This window comes from Collinsella sp. AF38-3AC (assembly GCF_003474365.1).
Taxonomy (GTDB): Bacteria; Actinomycetota; Coriobacteriia; order Coriobacteriales; family Coriobacteriaceae; genus Collinsella.
On record NZ_QROM01000005.1, the window covers coordinates 35,116 to 51,574 of the forward strand.

At 62.0% G+C, this 16,459-nt stretch carries 15 protein-coding genes; 14 read left to right on the forward strand and 1 reads right to left on the reverse strand.

Annotated features, from left to right (window positions below):
• Positions 1 to 4: 4 nt before the first annotated feature.
• The 13 genes from DW029_RS04605 to ffh all read left to right on the forward strand — a co-directional run bounded on the left by DW029_RS04605 (position 5) and on the right by ffh (position 14,514).
• Positions 5 to 1,666 carry a DAK2 domain-containing protein gene (locus DW029_RS04605; RefSeq protein WP_118345404.1) on the forward strand — a complete coding sequence of 554 codons (1,662 nt, stop codon included), beginning with the start codon at positions 5 to 7 and terminating at the stop codon, positions 1,664 to 1,666.
• 10 nt (positions 1,667 to 1,676) lie between these two features.
• Positions 1,677 to 3,854, forward strand: a complete 2,178-nt coding sequence (gene recG / locus DW029_RS04610) for an ATP-dependent DNA helicase RecG (RefSeq protein ID WP_118345405.1) — start codon at positions 1,677 to 1,679, stop codon at positions 3,852 to 3,854.
• A complete protein-coding gene (gene rsmD, locus DW029_RS04615) occupies positions 3,851 to 4,507 on the forward strand; it encodes a 16S rRNA (guanine(966)-N(2))-methyltransferase RsmD (RefSeq protein WP_118345406.1) in 657 nt (218 codons plus the stop codon). Before recG ends, rsmD begins: the two co-directional genes overlap by 4 nt.
• Positions 4,500 to 4,997, forward strand: a complete 498-nt coding sequence (coaD, locus tag DW029_RS04620) for a pantetheine-phosphate adenylyltransferase (RefSeq protein ID WP_117742816.1) — start codon at positions 4,500 to 4,502, stop codon at positions 4,995 to 4,997. Before rsmD ends, coaD begins: the two co-directional genes overlap by 8 nt.
• A gap of 68 nt (positions 4,998 to 5,065) precedes the next feature.
• Positions 5,066 to 5,563 (forward strand): ATPase, encoded by a 498-nt coding sequence (locus DW029_RS04625; protein WP_040358176.1) that lies wholly within the window; start codon positions 5,066 to 5,068, stop codon positions 5,561 to 5,563.
• Positions 5,563 to 6,117 (forward strand): DUF177 domain-containing protein, encoded by a 555-nt coding sequence (locus DW029_RS04630; RefSeq protein WP_117735041.1) that lies wholly within the window; start codon positions 5,563 to 5,565, stop codon positions 6,115 to 6,117. The genes DW029_RS04625 and DW029_RS04630 overlap by 1 nt, the downstream gene beginning before the upstream one ends.
• A 64-nt stretch (positions 6,118 to 6,181) precedes the next feature.
• Complete coding sequence (gene rpmF / locus DW029_RS04635) at positions 6,182 to 6,361, forward strand: 50S ribosomal protein L32 (RefSeq protein WP_022094017.1); 180 nt, start codon at positions 6,182 to 6,184, stop codon at positions 6,359 to 6,361.
• An 87-nt stretch (positions 6,362 to 6,448) separates the two neighbouring features.
• A complete protein-coding gene (gene plsX, locus DW029_RS04640) occupies positions 6,449 to 7,468 on the forward strand; it encodes a phosphate acyltransferase PlsX (protein ID WP_118345407.1) in 1,020 nt (339 codons plus the stop codon).
• 124 nt (positions 7,469 to 7,592) lie between these two features.
• The gene (locus tag DW029_RS04645; protein WP_055309519.1) at positions 7,593 to 7,835 is read left to right on the forward strand and encodes an acyl carrier protein; all 243 of its coding nucleotides are present in this window, start codon (positions 7,593 to 7,595) and stop codon (positions 7,833 to 7,835) included.
• 3 nt (positions 7,836 to 7,838) lie between these two features.
• Positions 7,839 to 8,564, forward strand: coding sequence for a ribonuclease III (rnc, locus tag DW029_RS04650; RefSeq protein ID WP_118345408.1), 726 nt, complete (start codon positions 7,839 to 7,841; stop codon positions 8,562 to 8,564).
• Positions 8,565 to 8,574: 10 nt separating this feature from the next.
• A complete protein-coding gene (gene smc / locus DW029_RS04655) occupies positions 8,575 to 12,111 on the forward strand; it encodes a chromosome segregation protein SMC (protein ID WP_118345409.1) in 3,537 nt (1,178 codons plus the stop codon).
• Complete coding sequence (ftsY, locus tag DW029_RS04660; protein WP_117762911.1) at positions 12,111 to 13,028, forward strand: signal recognition particle-docking protein FtsY; 918 nt, start codon at positions 12,111 to 12,113, stop codon at positions 13,026 to 13,028. The genes smc and ftsY overlap by 1 nt, the downstream gene beginning before the upstream one ends.
• A 10-nt stretch (positions 13,029 to 13,038) precedes the next feature.
• Positions 13,039 to 14,514, forward strand: coding sequence for a signal recognition particle protein (gene ffh / locus DW029_RS04665; protein WP_117794255.1), 1,476 nt, complete (start codon positions 13,039 to 13,041; stop codon positions 14,512 to 14,514).
• 115 nt (positions 14,515 to 14,629) lie between these two features.
• On the opposite strand, the gene DW029_RS04670 is transcribed toward ffh, so the two are convergent.
• Entirely contained in the window at positions 14,630 to 15,394 is a 765-nt protein-coding gene (locus DW029_RS04670) for a NifB/NifX family molybdenum-iron cluster-binding protein (RefSeq protein WP_118345410.1), read from the reverse strand.
• Between the two features lie 209 nt (positions 15,395 to 15,603).
• Here DW029_RS04670 and thyA point away from each other — a divergent pair, with 209 nt between their 5' ends.
• Complete coding sequence (thyA, locus tag DW029_RS04675; RefSeq protein WP_117735047.1) at positions 15,604 to 16,452, forward strand: thymidylate synthase; 849 nt, start codon at positions 15,604 to 15,606, stop codon at positions 16,450 to 16,452.
• Positions 16,453 to 16,459: the final 7 nt, after the last annotated feature.

Consider the following 16,459-nt stretch of genomic DNA (forward strand, 5'->3'; position numbering starts at 1 on the left):
ACCCATGATTGCAAAGACCATTCGCACCTGTTTTCCGATCGCTGCGGCTGCTGTTTCCGACAAGGCCGAGGAGATCAACAAGCTCAACGTCTTCCCCGTACCCGACGGCGACACCGGTACCAACATGTCGCTCACACTCGCCTCGGTGACCAAGGAGCTTTCCGCCCTTCCTGCTGACGCCGACATGGAGGCCATCGCCGGCGCCATCACTCACGGCTCCCTGATGGGTGCCCGTGGCAACTCCGGCGTCATCACCTCGCAGATTCTGCGTGGTGTGGCCGAGGGCCTTGTCTCTGCCGATGAGCCCATCACGTCCGCCAGCATCGCCTATGCCTTCCGCCGAGCCGTCAAGGTTGCCTTCCAGGCAGTGCGTAAGCCCATCGAGGGTACGATCCTCACGGTGCTGCGCGACGTCTCGACCAAGGCAGACGAGTGCGAGAAGAAGAAGTTCTCGGCCGAGGACGCGCTCGACGCCATCGTCGTCGAGGCCTATCAGTCCGTCGCCCGTACGCCCGACCTGCTGCCTGTTCTGAAGGAGAACGGCGTGGTCGACTCCGGCGCCTTTGGATTTGCCATCTTCCTTGAGAACTTTGTTGCCGCCGCGCTTGGTCGCAGCACCGTTGTCGAGGATTTCTCCGCCATGTTTGACTCCGCTGGCTCTGCCCGCGACGCGGCCCTCGACCGCGTTGAGATCGAGGCCAACGACGACTGGGAGGGCTCGGAGTTTCGTTACTGCAACGAGTTCCTCTTTAAGGCCGATGCCCCGTTTGATGAGGACGAATGCCTTAAGTTCCTGGGCTCCATGGGCGACTGCGAGCTGCTCGTGGGTGCTTACCCCGATTACAAGATTCACGTGCACTCCAACACCCCCAACCTGGTGCTCGAGCACATGCTGCAGCTTGGTCAGATCTATGAGGTCTTTATCCACAACATGGATATGGAGGCCCACGACCGTACCGCCAAGATCCATGAGGACCAGGAGAAGGCCGCCGAGCCCGCCAAGGCGCTGGGCTTTGTCGCTGTTGCCGCCGGTTCCGGCGAGGCCGATATCCTCAAGTCCCTCGGCGTCGACGTGATCGTGTCGGGTGGTCAGACCATGAACCCCTCGACTGCAGACCTGCTGGGCGCCGTCGACCAGGTCAACGCGACCTCGGTCATCATCCTGCCCAATAACGGTAACATCCGCATGGCCGCCGAGGCTGCCGCTTCTGCCTGCACCGACAAGAAGGTTGCCGTCGTTCCCACCAAGACTGTTCCGCAGGCCTTCTCCGCGCTGTTCGCGGTCCTGCCCGATTCCGAGCTCGAGGAAGCCGTCGCCGCTATGGTCGACGCCATCAGCGAAGTCCGCGATGGCGAGGTCACCCGCGCTGTGCGCGACTCTAGCGCCTCCGACGGCTCGCCGATTCACTCCGGTGACGTTATGGGTATCATTGCCGGTTCCATTGACGTGGTCGGCTCCGATGTGAAGCAGGTCACGCTCGATTGCATCAACCGCATGCAGGAGGAAGAGGAGGGTGACGCGCTGACGATTCTGGCCGGCGAGGAGCTGTCCGATGAAGCCTTCCAGGAGATCGTCGACGCCATTGAGGAGGCTCAGCCCGATCTGGAGATTGACGCCCATCGTGGCGAGCAGCCGCTCTATCCCGTGATCTTCTCGATCGAGTAGGCAACTGCCCATGTCCGAGCTGTGCTCCGTGCCGCGCGTCTCGGAGCGCTTTGCCCAGAGCAATGCGCTCGACGAGGATATCGCGCGACTCAAATATGTTTCGGGTAAACGTGAGGAGGCCCTTCGCCGTCTGGGAATTCGGACGGTGGGGGACCTCCTTCTCCATATCCCTCATCGATACCTCGACTTTACCCGCTCGTGGTCCATCGAGATGGCGCCCATCGGTACCGTGTGCACCATCATCGCCACGGTTGACCGTATCGTCCAAAAGCAGCCGCGTCCGCGCATGCAGGTGATCGAGGTCTCGCTCGTTGACGAGACGGGCGTGCTGCAGGTCGCCTTTTTCCGCCAGCCCTGGATTGCCCAGCAGCTTAAGCAGGGCGACCGCCTGGCCGTGATGGGCAAGGTCGAGTTTGCCTATGGTTTTAAGCAGATGGCCTCTCCGCATTTCGAAAAGCTCGAGGACGGGCGTGCCGCGGGCACGATCCTGCCGGTCCATTATGTGAGCGATGGGGTGAGCCAGGCATGGATGCGCCGCATTGTAAGCGGCGCGCTCGAGGTTGTCGGCAATCCCTTTGATCCCATTCCGGCACCGCTGCGCGCAAAGCGGAAGCTCATGAGCAATGCCCGTGCTTTGCACTCGATCCACTTTCCCTCGAGCATGGCTGAGCGCGATATCGCGCGCGCACGGCTTGCCTACGAGGAGTGCCTCTACCTGCAGCTTGCGCTGCGCCTGCGCAACGACGGCGGCCTGGTCGATGTGGTGCCCTATGCCCATACCGCGGGCGATCACCTGGCCGCGCTCAAGCAGGCCCTGCCGTTTTCGCTGAGCGACGAGCAGCAGGCCGCGTTCCAGGATATCCTGCGCGATATGTGCGATGGCGGGCGCGTGATGAACCGCCTGCTGCTGGGCGATGTCGGTACCGGTAAGACCGCTGTTGCCGCCTGCGCGCTGGCCGTGGCTGCCGATAGCGGTACGCAGGCCTGCGTTATGGCGCCCACGGGCGTGCTGGCGCGCCAATATGCCGATAAGACTGGCCCTCTGCTCTCGCAGGCCGGCATGTCATGGGCGCTTCTGACGGGTGCTACGCCGACCGCAGGGCGCGAGCGCATCCATGCACAGCTGGAATCGGGCGAGCTTGACGTGCTCTTTGGCACCCACGCGGTGCTTTCGGATGACGTTGCGTTCAAGCACCTGTCGCTCGTGGTCATCGATGAGCAGCACCGGTTTGGCGTCGGCCAACGCAACGCCCTGCGCGCGAAGGGCCCCGGTGCCGATCTGCTCGTAATGACGGCAACGCCCATCCCGCGTACGCTGGCGCTTTCGGTCTACGGCGATCTGGACACGAGCATCATCCGCCATCGGCCCGTCTCTGGCGCTGGCGTGACGACACGCGTGCTGACCGAGTCGAGCCGTGACCTCGCCTATGGCGCCATCCGCGAGGCGCACGAAAAGGGCCAGCAGGCTTACGTGATCTGCCCGCTCGTGGAGCCGAGTGACTCGGCCGATGAGCTGGAGGACGTGCCCGGTATCGCCCGCGACGACGAGGGCCGCGTGACGGTCCCCGTGCCGCTGCACGATACGGCAACCGAGCTCGACCGACTGCGTCTTGCGTTGCCGGGACTTACCGTCGAGCGCCTTCACGGCCGCATGTCGGCGGGGGAGAAGGATCGGGTCATCGATGCCTTCAAGCGTGGCGAGATCGATGTGCTCGTCTCGACTACGGTGGTCGAGGTGGGCGTCGACGTGCCCAATGCCACCGTCATGGTCATCGAGAACGGCGAGCGCTTTGGTTTGGCTGCCCTGCACCAGTTGCGCGGCCGCGTGGGCCGCGGCGGCGTGTCGGGCACCTGCCTGGTCATGACGCACTCCAAGGGCAACGGCGGCGCGTCGGCAGCACAAGATCGCCTACAATCGCTCGAGAAGACCTCGGATGGCTTTACGCTCGCCCAGATGGACCTGCGTCTGCGCCACGAGGGCGAGATCCTGGGGTACCGTCAACATGGCGGTGTGACCCTGCGCTTTGTCGACCTGGATTCCGACGAGGAGCTGATTGAGTGGGCCCATTTGGACGCGGTCGAGCTCTTGCGGTATGCTTGCACCCTTGACTCCGTGGCGACGCGCCCCCTGCGCGATGCGGTCGCCATGCGATATCGACACATTTTTAAGGAGGTCAGCGGAGGATGAGAATCATCGGCGGCGAATGGCGCGGTCGTAAGATCGAGGAGCCCCGTGGTCGCGATGTCACCCGCCCCACGACTGATCGCATACGCGAGGCGTGCGCATCTATGGTCATGTCGGCATTCGACTTCGATTTGGACGAGGTCCGTGTGCTGGACGCCTTTGGCGGCTCCGGTGCCTTAGGGTTAGAGATGCTCTCTCGTGGGGCCCGCTCGCTCACGACGTTTGAGATCGATCGCAACGCCGCGCGGCTCATTACCAAGAATATCGAGTCGCTCTGCTGTGACCGTGCGCGTTGGCGCGTGGTAGCGGGCGACATGCTGGCGAGTGCTTCGCGCGGTCGTGTGCCGGGCGGCCCCTTTGATCTGGTCCTGCTCGACCCACCATATGCTTTTGGTGCCGAGCCGGTCGAGGAACTGCTGCAGAACCTGGCTCAGCAGGGTCTGCTTGCATCTGGTGCTTATGCCCTGTTTGAGCATGCCGCTACCGATGCGGGCGCGCATCCGGCAGGTTTTGAGACCGTGCGTGAGAAGCGTTATGGCATCACCTCGGTCGATCTGCTTCGTTGGGTCGGCGATGACGATGGTGAGGGTGATAACGCCGGCACCGATGCTGGCAACAACGATGCCACGACGTTTCAGGAGGACGCCCATGAGTGACACCATTAACCGCGTCATCGTTCCGGGCACCTTCGACCCCATTACGTTTGGCCATATCGATGTAATCCGCCGCGCCCGCCGCATCTTTCCCAGCGTGATCGTCGCTGTTGCCGAGTCGCAGGGTAAAAACGGTGTGGGCACGACGTTTATGCTCGATGAGCGCGTGGCGCTGGCCCGCGAGGCGCTCGGCGATATTGACGGCGTCGAGGTCCTGCCCTTCACCGGCCTCTTGGTCGACTTCGCTCGTGAGCAGGGGGCGGGGGCCGTGGTCAAGGGCCTGCGCGCCATGACCGACTTTGAGTACGAGCTGCAGCAGGCAGATCTCAACTATCGCTTGGATAACGAGCTGGAGTCCATCTTTGTCATGAGTGCGCCGCAGTACGGCTATATCTCGAGCTCGGTCGTTCGCCAGATCGCCTCACTCGGCAGCGATGTATCGACGTTTGTCCCGCCCAACGTGGTCGAAGCGCTCAGACTTCGCTTTTCGTGACGTTTCTTATTGCCTGGTGGCATGTGGTAAACTAGCACGATGATATGTTACCTATGAAAGGAGACCGGATGCCGGGCGAGAATTTTCCTGGCGATAGGATCGTCAGCTTGGTCGATGAGCTCGAAGGGCTGATCGAGGAAGCCAAGCCGCCTTTCGGCAAGAACGCTCAGTTCAAGGTCATCGACGCCGACGTGTTCTTCAACATCCTCGACGAGATCCGCATGAGCTATCCCGAGGAGTGGCAGAAGTCCCGCCGTATCCTTAAGGAGCGCGAGGAGCTTATGGCTTCCGCTGCCGCTCAGGCCGATTCCATCATCGCCGACGCTCAGCAGCAGGCCCTTACCATTGCCGGTGAGCAGGAGATCGTCCGCTTAGCGCAGCAGCAGGCCGACGACATCCGTGATCGTGCCCAGCAGTACGAGCGCGAAACGCGTTATGCTGCCGAGGACTACGCAGAGCAGGTCTTTACGCACCTGGAGGAGAACCTCAAGAGCCTGACCGGCACCGTTACTCGTTGCCGTCAGCAGCTTAACGAGGGTGCCGCCCAACAGAATGGTCAGTGGTGATGGCTGAGTTCCCGAGTGTTACCGTCGATCTATCTGAGCAGCTCGAGTTTCCTGGAGATTCGTATCCGCTGACCGGTAAGGTCGATGTCGCCACCTACACGGTGGGCGAGAAGGAGTACCAGCTACAGGACGGCATCGACTACGACGTTGTCTTTACCAACGCCGGTACCGGTGTCTTGCTCACGGGTATGGTCCGCGCGCACGCCACCGGCGAGTGCGACCGTTGCCTGGAGCCCGCTTCGTTTGATATCGCCGGCGAGATCGAGGAGTTCTACCTCTTTGAGGAGCCCGAGGACCCCGAGGCCTACGAGGACGGCTACGAGCTCCTGGGTGAGGACCGCATCGTCGATCTGGGTGAGCCCATCAATGACGCGGTCGTCATGGACACGCCGTTTGTGGTGCTCTGCAAGCCCGATTGCCACGGTCTGTGCTCCACTTGCGGTTGCAATCTCAACGTCGAGCAATGCGATTGCGCCGCCCAGGCGGAGGCCGAATGGGCCGCTGCCACGGAAAATCCATTTGCAGCATTGAAGAATCTCAAGCTTGACGAGTAAAACTGTGGTAGTATCGCTACTTGCGCGTAATCGCCACACTGGATAGTTCATAAGGAAGGTCACTATGCCCGTACCTAAACAAAAGCAGGGTCGTATCCGCACTCACACCCGTCGTTCCGCCAACATGAAGATCTCGGCTGCGGCTCAGTCCACGTGCCCCCGTTGCGGCGCTGTCAAGCTCCCGCACCACGTGTGCCCCAGCTGCGGTTTCTACAAGGACCGCGAGGTTATCGTTACCGAGTAACGGTATACTCTGGATGCGATGCCGTTCCAAATGGAACCACAATGGCCGGCTCAATGAGTCGGCCATTTTTGTATAAGGAGCATGTATATGAGTAACGTTCGCGTTTGTGTAGACGTTGTGGGCGGAGACGAGAAACCTCAGGTTGTTCTCAATGGTATCGAGGCTGCGCTTGCCGCCGATCCCGATATCGAGGTCTTGGCAGCTGGCCCCGCCGAAATCGTCAATCCCTTTGCAGCTTCCCATGCACGTGTTGAGGCCCTTGAGGCACCCGACGTTATCGCCATGGATGACGATCCCATTCGCGCCGTGATGACCAAACGCAAGTCTTCGATCGTTTTGTCATGCCGTGCCATCAAGAAGGGAAATGCGGACGCGTTCTTCTCTGCCGGCTCGACCGGTGCCATGACCGCCGCCGCCACCGCCTATGTGACGCCGTTTAGGTATCAGGCCGAAGGCAAGAAGCAGCCGGTGCGCCCCTGTCTGACCAATGCGCTGCCCAATCGCGCCGGCGGTCTGACGGTGCTGTGCGATATGGGCGCCAACCCCGATGTCGAGGTCGATGACATGGTGCGTTTTGCTCAGATGGGTAGCGCCTATGCCCGCGTCGTCCTGGGCATTGAGCATCCCCGCGTGGGCCTGCTTGCTAACGGCACCGAGGACGAGAAGGGCTCCAACTTTACCAAGGCGTGCTTCCCGGCCATGAAAGCCGTCGTTCCCGGCTTTGTTGGTAACTGCGAGGGCACCGATCTTACGTCGGGCAATTTTGACGTCGTGGTCGCCGACGGCATGTCGGGCAACATTGCGCTCAAGGCCACCGAGGGCGCTGCCAAGTTTTTGTTGCAGGAGCTCAAGGGCGTCTTTATGTCTTCGCTTGGCACCAAGATCGCCGCGCTGCTCATTAAAAAGCAGATGCGTGAGATAAAGGCCAAGCTCTCTGGCGACGCCAAGGGCGGCGCGATTCTTTTGGGCCTGCGCGGCGTGGTCCTGATCGGCCATGGCGCCACCTCGGTCGAGGCTGTTAAAAACGGTACGCTCGCGGCGGCCGAAGCCGTGCGCGCAGGGCTGGTCGAGAACGTCGCCAACTCCATGGACGGCATCGTTTTGTAAGAGCGAGTTAGAGCGCTGTTATGTGCCTCGCGGCCTGCTTCGTGGGGTAGAATCAGAACCGTGTCTTGGTACCGCCCGGGCGGTACCATTCTTTTGGTATTCATGCACTATGAGAGGAAGCGCTATGGACCGCTCCGAAATCTTCGACAAGATCGCCGAGGTCGCTGCTGACGTTCTAGGCGTCGATGTTGCCGAAATTAGCGATGAGACCACCTTTGACGACCTCGATGCCAACTCGCTCGAGCGCCTGCAACTGGTTACGGCTATCGAGGACGAGTTCAATCTCGAGATCGATGACGAGACCCTGCTCTCGCTCAACTCTGTCGCCGACGCCGTCGACGCGATCGAAAACGCCAGGGAGGCTTAGGTCTTGGCTTTATCCGAACGACTTACGCGCGCCCAGGAGATTCTGGGCCACGAGTTCAATGACAAGGTGCTGCTGCGCGCGGCCCTTACGCATCCCTCGGCGGTCGAGGGCCAGCCGGTTTCTGCCAGCTATGAGCGCCTTGAGTTTTTGGGCGATTCCATTTTGGGCGCCGTCGTCGCACGCTCCCTGTTTGAGTCCTATCCGGAGTTTGACGAGGGCAAGCTCACGCGCCTGAAGGTGTCGCTTGTCTCGGGCGCCACGCTGTCCGAGGTTTCTAACGAGCTGGGCATCGAGGACATCATCATCTTTGGTGCCTCCGAGACCGGTACGGGTGCGCGCGGCCTGCATTCGGCGCTCGAGAACGTCTACGAGTCGCTCGTGGGCGCGCTGTACCTGGATGCCGGCTGGGATGCGGCGGCGGAGTTCATCCACCGTACGCTTAAGCCGCACCTGGCTTCCGAGCGTGCCGAGCACCCTGCGAACCCCAAGTCGTTCTTGCAGGAGTGCGTGCAAGCCGACGGTCACGAGCCCCCGGCGTATAAGCTCGTTGGCTCCGAGGGCCCGGCGCATGCGCCCACCTTTACCGCCGTGGTGTTGATCGATGGTATTCGCCAGGGTCGCGGCTCCGGCTCCTCAAAGAAGGAAGCCGAGGGGGCCGCTGCACTCGAGGCACTTGACCGCATGGGCTACACCACTAACGGCGTGATTCTCAACAAGAAGCCTGTGTAAGCGAGGAACCGTGTATCTCAAGTCCCTCACGCTCAAAGGGTTCAAGTCGTTTGCCGACCGCGCCCATATGACGTTTGAGCCGGGCCTGACCGTCATCGTCGGTCCCAACGGCTCGGGAAAATCGAACATCTCCGACTCCATCCTGTGGGTTCTGGGCGAGCAGAGCGCCAAGCAGCTGCGCGGCCAGGCCATGGAGGATGTCATCTTCTCGGGCTCGTCGGCTCGCAAGCCGGTGGGTGTCGCCGAGGTTACGCTGGTGCTCGATAACTCGGACCATATGCTGCCCGTCGACTTTGACGAGGTCGCCATCACCCGTCGCATGTATCGCTCGGGCGAAAGCGAGTACCTCATTAACTCGAGCCCGTGCCGCCTGATGGACATCCAGGACATCCTGCACGATTCGGGCTTGGGCAAGGATACGCATTCCATCATCAGCCAGGGCAAGCTCGACGCCATTTTGCAGAGCCGCCCCGAGGAGCGCCGTGCCCTCATCGAGGAGGCCGCCGGCATCTCCAAGCACAAGCGCCGCAAGGAGCGTGCGCTCAAAAAGATTAAGTCGATGGACGAGCACCTGACGCGTGCCCGCGACATCAATAAGGAAATCGCCCGTCAGCTGCGGCCGCTGGAGCGTCAGGTCGATCGCGCGCGCAAGTATAAAGAGCTATCCTCGCGCGCGAACGAGCTTACGCAGATGCTGGCTGTCGATGAGCTGCGTTCGCTGCAGTCGCAGTGGAACGACCTGGAGAGCCGCTCCAAGGAGGGTGCGGCCGAGCTTGAGCTTGCGCAGTATCGCTTGGGCGAAAAGGAGCGCGAGCTCGAGAAGCTCCAGGTCATGCTCGAGGAAAAGGGCCTGTTTGTGGGCGACTTGGGCGAGCAGCGCCGCCATATGCAAGATGTGGTCGGTCGCATTAACTCCGACATGCGCCTGCTCGAGGAAAAGGGCCACAACATGGTGTCGCGCCTGTCGGACATGCGCGGCCAGATCTCGAGCTCCGAGCATCAGCGCCGTCGCGTGGTCGAGGAGCTCGAGGACGCGCGTGCGCAGCTTGAGGAGGTGACCGGTGCGCACATGCAGGCCCAGGAGGACGTTGACGCCGCTGGTCCTGCCGCCGCCGAGCTCCACGAGCGCCGCGTGGCGCTCGACAATCAGATTTCGCAGCTTACGCGTGAGCAACGCGATGTGCAGCGCGTGGCCGATAACGCCGCGCTCGAGCTCGCTAAGGTGAAGGATTCCTTGAGCAATGCCGAGGTCGAGGACAACATGTACGCCTCGCGCCTGGAGCAGATCGATGAACAGCTCGAGGAGGTCACGGCTTCGCTCGAGAGCCGTCGCGACCGCGCCGAGGAGCTTGAGTGCGCTCTTGAGGAAGCGCGCCAGGCTCAGGTCGATGCGCGTGAAGCCACCGAGACAGCACGCGCGGCCCTGAAGGACCTGCGTGCCCGCGAGAGCGAGGCACGCGACAAGCTATCCGAGGTGCGCTCGGAGCTTGCCAGTCAAAAGAAACTCGATGCCCGCATGGCCGACAGCTCGCCGCTCGTGAGCCGCCTGGTGGGTGCGCTGGGCGACGATGTCTCGGGTCGTCTGGGCGACGTGCTCGAGGCCCCGCGTGAGCTTGAGGGCCTGGTTGAGCAATTGCTCGCCGGCGATATCGATGCGCTGCTGTTCGACGATACGTCCGCGCTTGAGCGTGCCGGTCGTGCGGCTCTGGACCAGAAGAAGGCCTCGGGCGAGGCGCTGCTGGTAGCGCGCGGCGTGAGCGGCTCTACCGCCGCTGAGGGCGCCTCCGGTACCCGTCTGGTCGATCGCCTGTCCGTTCGTGCGGGCTACGGTCCTGTTGTCGAGGCTCTGCTCGGCGGCTATTACGTGGTCGATGACTTGGCTGCCGCGTTGGCGGCGCCGGTTGTGGATGGCGTGACCTATGTGACCCCTGATGGTGCCCGCGTTGCCTGCGGCGGCTTGGTGCGCGTGGGTCTCGATGCCGGTGAGGCATCGGGTGCCTTGGAGCGCAAGCGCCGTATCCGCGAGTTGGAGGGGCTTGAGCCCGATTTGGCCGCTGTGTTTGAACATGTGTCGGACCAGGTCGTCGAGGCCAATGCGGCCGTCGAGGAGGCGCGCGCCGCCGAGGACGATGCCGCCGGCGAGATTGCCCGCCTTGAGGGCGAGCGCCGTTCGCTGCTTTCCGAGATCGGCCGCCTAGAGCAAAGCGCCAACAACGCAGAGGTCGAGCGCATGCGCATTTCCAAGCGCCGTGAGCAGGCCGCAGAGGCCGTTCGTGCAGCTCGTCCACGCGTGGATGAACTTACTCGCTCGCGTGACGAAGCTCGTGCGCATGCGAGCGACCTGGGCTTGCAGATTGCCGAGGCCAACGATGAACTTGACCGCGTTCGTCGTGACGATTCCGAGGCTGCTGGCAAGCTCGCCGACGCCAAGGTTCGTCTAGCTCAGACGAGCGAGCGCCTGCGTTCGCTGGAGGGCCGCGTGCCCGACCTGGAGCATCGTCTTGAGGGCATCGACCGTCGTATTCGCGGAACACGCCAGGCTTCGCGCTCGCTCGAGCTGCTGCGCCTGCGCGTCGACCCCATGCACGAACGCTATTCTGCCCTGTTGGAACGCGCGTCGGATTGGGCAGCGCGCCTGCGTGACCAGGCCTCTCTGGAAGAGGCAGACTCCGCTTCGCTCAAGAAGACCATCGAGGATGCCAAGGCAGAGGTTGCCCGCGCTAAGGAGCGGGTCGATACCGCCACCGCCACGCAGAATGAGTTTAAGGTCGCGCGTGGCAAGCTCGAGGTGCAGGTAGAGGCCGCCATTAAGGCCATTACCGCCGATGGCACCACGGTACTCGAGGAAGCGCTCATGCTTCCCGCGCCCACGGACCGCGATGCCGCCGAGCGCGAGCTCAACCAGCTTGTGCGCCAGATCAACAACCTGGGCCCTGTGAACCAAGTTGCCATGGAGGAGTACGAGCAGCTCAAGCGCCGCGCCGACTACATCGAGGAGCAGCTGGCCGATCTGGAGAGCGCGCGCAAGGCGCTCACCAAGATCACGGTGGCGATCGACCGCAAGATGCGCAAGGCGTTCCTGGTGACGTTTGAGAAGGTCGACGCGAACTTCCGCGAGATCTTCGCCATGCTTTTCCCGGGCGGTCAGGCTCATCTGGAGATGACCGATCCCGAGCATCCGGCCGAGACGGGCATTGAGGTCGTGGCGCAGCCGCGCGGCAAGCGCATCACCAAGATGATGCTCATGTCGGGCGGCGAGAAGAGTCTGACGGCGCTCGCCCTGCTCTTTGCCGTGTACCGCACGCGCACGGTGCCGTTCTATGTGCTGGACGAGGTTGAGGCGGCGCTTGATGACGCCAACCTGTCCAAGCTCATCGGCGCCCTCGATGTGCTGCGTTCCGATACGCAGCTCTTGGTTATTTCGCATCAGCGCCGTACCATGGAGGACGCTGACGTTCTCTATGGCGTCTCGATGCAAGCCGACGGCGTCAGCCGCGTCGTCTCGCAAAAACTCGATCGCGAAACCGGAAAGGTCGTGAATGCATAATGGGATTCTTTGACGCTCTCTCGCGCGGACTTGAGCGCAGCCGCGAGGCACTCAACGAGGTCTTCTACTTTGGCGGCGAGGTTGACGAGGACTTTTGGGAGGACCTTGAGGACACCCTCGTTATGGGTGACATGGGTGCCGAGGTTGCCATTCAGGTCTCCGATGACCTGCGCGATGCCGCGGCAAAGAAGAACCTCAAGACCGCTCCGCAGCTTCGCCGTGCCCTGGCCGAGCAGCTCGAGCAGCACTTTGTGCCCATCGAGCGCGATCCGTTTTCCGATACGCCGAGCTGCGTGCTGTTTGTGGGCATTAACGGTGCCGGCAAGACCACGACAGTCGGTAAGATCGCGAGCGCCATGGCCGCCCGCGGCAAGAACGTCGTGATCGGTTCGGCCGATACCTTCCGCGCCGCCGCCATCGAGCAGCTCGATGTGTGGGGCCAGCGCGCCGGCGTCCCCGTCATCAAGCGCGACCGCGGCTCCGATCCGGCGAGCGTGTGCTATGACGTGCTCGACGAGGCCGATAAGCGCGGCAGCGACCTGGTGCTGATCGATACCGCCGGCCGTCTGCACACGAGCCCCGAGCTCATGCGCGAGCTTGCCAAGGTGGTCAACGTGACGCGTAAGCGCGCCGCCAATATGGCCACCGGCCCCATGCCCGTCTCGGTTGTCCTCGTGATTGATGCCGCCACCGGTCAGAACGGTCTGAACCAGGCGCTCGAGTTTAACGAGGCGCTGGGTCTGGACGGTATTATCATGACGAAGCTCGATGGCACGGCTAAGGGCGGTATAGCCATGGCCGTGGCCGAGAAGCTCAAGCTCCCGATCCTGCGCATCGGCGTGGGTGAGCAGGTCGATGACCTGCAGGAGTTCAATGCCAAAGATTTCTGCCGCGCCCTGGTGGGCGAGTCCAATTAAGGAGTGACTAGTGTTTGATTCCCTGAGCGATCGCCTCAACGACACATTTGACCGCCTGCGCGGCAAGGGCAAGCTGACCGAGGCCGATATCACCTCGGCCATGCGCGACATCCGTATGGCGCTGCTCGAGGCCGACGTCAACTTTAAGGTCGTCAAGGAGTTCGTCGCCAAGACCAAGGAGCGCTGCATGACCGCAGAGGTCATGGAGTCGCTGTCGCCGGCGCAAAACGTCGTCAAGATCGTGCTCGACGAGCTCACCGAGATGCTCGGCTCCACCGAGAGCAAGCTCGTCTTTAGCAACCGTATTCCCAACGTCATTATGCTTGTGGGCCTGCAAGGCTCTGGTAAGACCACGGCGGCTGTTAAGCTGGCCTACCTGCTCAAGAAGCAGGGCCGCTCGCCACTGCTCGCCGCGTGCGACGTCTACCGCCCTGCCGCTGCCGACCAGTTGGCAACGCTTGGCGGCGAGATTGGCGTGCCGGTCTTCCGCGGTGACGGTGCGCATCCGGTCGACATTGCCACAGGCGCCATCCAGGAGGCCGTCGACCACCTGCGCGACGTGGTCATCGTCGATACCGCCGGTCGCCTGCAGATCGATGAGCAGATGATGCAGGAGGCCGTGGACATCAAGAAAGCCGTCAAGCCCGATCAGGTGCTGATGGTCGTCGATGCCATGACCGGCCAGGATATCGTCAACGTGGTCTCGACCTTTGCCGAGCGCACCGACTTTGACGGTGTGATCATCTCCAAGCTCGACGGCGATGCCCGTGGCGGCGGCGCGCTTTCCGTGCGCCAGGTGACCGGCAAGCCCATCAAGTTTGTGAGCATGGGCGAGAAGCCCGATTCGCTGGAGCCGTTCTATCCCGATCGTATGGCCAAGCGTATTTTGGGCATGGGCGACGTCGTCGGCATCATCGAGAAGGCCCAGGAGGCAGCCGATGCCGAGCAGCTCGAGGCTGCCGAGCGCATGCTGCGCGAGGGCTTCACCATGAACGATATGCTCGACCAGATGAAGGCCGTTAAGAAGATGGGCGGCATGAAGGGCATTCTAGGCATGCTTCCCGGTGGCCAGCGCGCGCTCAACCAGATGGGCGGCAACCTGGACGAGGGCATCTTCGATAAGAACGAGGCCATCATCATGTCGATGACCAAGGAGGAGCGCCTGCGTCCCTCCATCATCAACGGTCAGCGCCGTGCCCGCATTGCCAAGGGAGCTGGCGTAACCCCAACCGAGGTCAATAGCCTTATGAAGCAGTGGGGCGAGATGAACAAGATGATGGGCCGCATGCGCACGATGGCCAACCAGGCACAGGCCGGCGGCAAGAAGGGCAAAAAGGGTAAGAAGGGCAAAAAGATGCGCATGCCCAATATTCCCGGCCTGGATGCCATGGGCCTGGGCGGCATGGGCGGCCTGGGAACGGGCGGCCCCAAGTCCGATATGGATCTGCTGCGCCAGATGGAAGCGCAGATGCGTAATAAAAAATAGCGACTGGCTGAGTCGTGTATGGCGAAGGCCGCCCGGATGGTATTCCAGGCGGCCTTCGTCGTTGGTGCGTTATTTGTTGTGTGAGCAGGCACGTGATGGCATCGATTGCCTGCCGCTAGTGGCAGCCGCAGCCCTCATGGCCCTCGTGCTCGTGATGGCCGTGGCAGCCACAGGACTCGCCATGCTCATGGGAATGCTCGTGGTCATGGCCGTGGCAGCCGCACGTGGCCTCGCCGTTCTGTGCGAGCGTGCCAGCGATAAGGGCTTCGACGCACGCATCGCAGCTGCCCTGGGCTCCCGCATAGACGGTGATGCCGGCTTGAGCAAGCGCGTTGATAGCGCCACCGCCGATGCCGCCGCAGATGAGCGTGTCGACGCCGCCGTTGGCGAGCAGACCCGCCAGCGCGCCATGACCGGTGCCACCGGTGCCCACGACCTGCTCGTCGATCACCTCGCCGTCCTGGATGTCGTAGATCTTGAACTGCTCGCTGCGGCCAAAGTGCATAAAGATGTTGCCGTTGTCGTACGTCGTTGCCACCCTCATAGTGTCAACCTCCTTTGCTGGCCATGCGGCCGTCGTCGTGGTAATGGGGGAGTACGCGATGTTGCCACCTTTGATACTCAGCGCGCGCCCGTTGACCAGCGCGTTTGCCACCTTGCGATGCGCGCGGCTGCAGATGGCCGCCACGGTGGCACGAGCGATGCCCATGTGTTGGGCGACAGCCTCCTGATTGAGGCCTTCCAGGTCGCACAGCCGCAGCACCTCGAGCTCGTCGACCGTCATGTCGATGGCGTCTCCGCTGGCAAGGCCATCGGGGGTAAAGCCGCGGTATTCGGGGATGATCCCGACGCGGCGCAGTTTCTCGCGTCTTCCTGCCATATACACTCCAAATCTGACATATGTCAAAAATAGGATAGCGCATCTGCGGAACAGCGCAAGGCATTTTTGGCATATGTCAGAAAAAGGCAAAGCCGTTGCGACTGAGAGTGAGCTGCCGTGCATTGCGTGTGCCGGCCCAAGTGTCCCATCCGATGCTGTGCGCCTGGGCTACAATAAAAATTGCTTATCGGCGACTGACAGGAGGGTCAATGAGCAAAGCTGATCAACAGTTTGTAGCAATGTGCCGCGATATCTTGGACCATGGCACCACCACCGAGGGCCAAAAGGTCCGTCCGGTGTGGGAGGACGGCACCCCTGCCTATACCATTAAAAACTTTGGCGTTACGGCGCGCTACGACCTGCGCGAGGAGTTCCCCGCGCTCACGCTGCGCCGCACGGCGCTTAAGTCTGCCATGGACGAGATCCTGTGGATCTATCAAAAGAAGTCCAATAACGTCCATGACCTCCACAGCCATATTTGGGACGAGTGGGCTGACGAGACCGGCTCCATCGGTAAGGCCTACGGATACCAGATTGGCCAGAAGAGCCATTATGCCGAGGGCGACTTTGACCAGATGGACCGCGTGCTGTACGACCTTAAGCATACGCCGTATAGCCGTCGCATCATGACGAACACCTATGTGTTCAGCGACCTGTCCGAGATGCACCTGTATCCGTGCGCCTACAGCGTGACATATAACGTGACGCAGCGCCCGCAGGATGACAAACCGACGCTCAACATGATTCTCAACCAGCGCAGCCAGGACATTTTGGCCGCGAACAACTGGAACGTGTGCCAGTACGCCATTCTGCTCATGATGGTTGCGCAGTCCGTCGATATGATTCCCGGCGAGCTGCTGCATGTGATTGCCGATGCCCACATTTACGACCGCCATGTCGATATCGTCCGCGAGCTTATCGAGCGTCCGCAGTTTGCGGCGCCTAAGGTTTCGCTCAATCCCGACGTGCACGATTTCTACGCGTTTACGACCGACGACCTGATCGTCGAGGGCTACGAGCACGGCCCGCAAGTCAAGAACATTCCTATTGCGGTGTAGGTGGCGC

Bases quoted from the DNA above. Each gene is read 5' to 3' on its own strand.
- DW029_RS04605 (WP_118345404.1), top strand. From the start codon at position 5: ATGATTGCAAAGACCATTCGCACCTGTTTTCCGATCGCTGCGGCTGCT.
- recG (WP_118345405.1), top strand. From the start codon at position 1,677: ATGTCCGAGCTGTGCTCCGTGCCGCGCGTCTCGGAGCGCTTTGCCCAG.
- rsmD (WP_118345406.1), top strand. From the start codon at position 3,851: ATGAGAATCATCGGCGGCGAATGGCGCGGTCGTAAGATCGAGGAGCCC.
- coaD (WP_117742816.1), top strand. From the start codon at position 4,500: ATGAGTGACACCATTAACCGCGTCATCGTTCCGGGCACCTTCGACCCC.
- DW029_RS04625 (WP_040358176.1), top strand. From the start codon at position 5,066: ATGCCGGGCGAGAATTTTCCTGGCGATAGGATCGTCAGCTTGGTCGAT.
- DW029_RS04630 (WP_117735041.1), top strand. From the start codon at position 5,563: ATGGCTGAGTTCCCGAGTGTTACCGTCGATCTATCTGAGCAGCTCGAG.
- rpmF (WP_022094017.1), top strand. From the start codon at position 6,182: ATGCCCGTACCTAAACAAAAGCAGGGTCGTATCCGCACTCACACCCGT.
- plsX (WP_118345407.1), top strand. From the start codon at position 6,449: ATGAGTAACGTTCGCGTTTGTGTAGACGTTGTGGGCGGAGACGAGAAA.
- DW029_RS04645 (WP_055309519.1), top strand. From the start codon at position 7,593: ATGGACCGCTCCGAAATCTTCGACAAGATCGCCGAGGTCGCTGCTGAC.
- ftsY (WP_117762911.1), top strand. From the start codon at position 12,111: ATGGGATTCTTTGACGCTCTCTCGCGCGGACTTGAGCGCAGCCGCGAG.
- DW029_RS04670 (WP_118345410.1), bottom strand. From the start codon at position 15,394: ATGGCAGGAAGACGCGAGAAACTGCGCCGCGTCGGGATCATCCCCGAA.
- thyA (WP_117735047.1), top strand. From the start codon at position 15,604: ATGAGCAAAGCTGATCAACAGTTTGTAGCAATGTGCCGCGATATCTTG.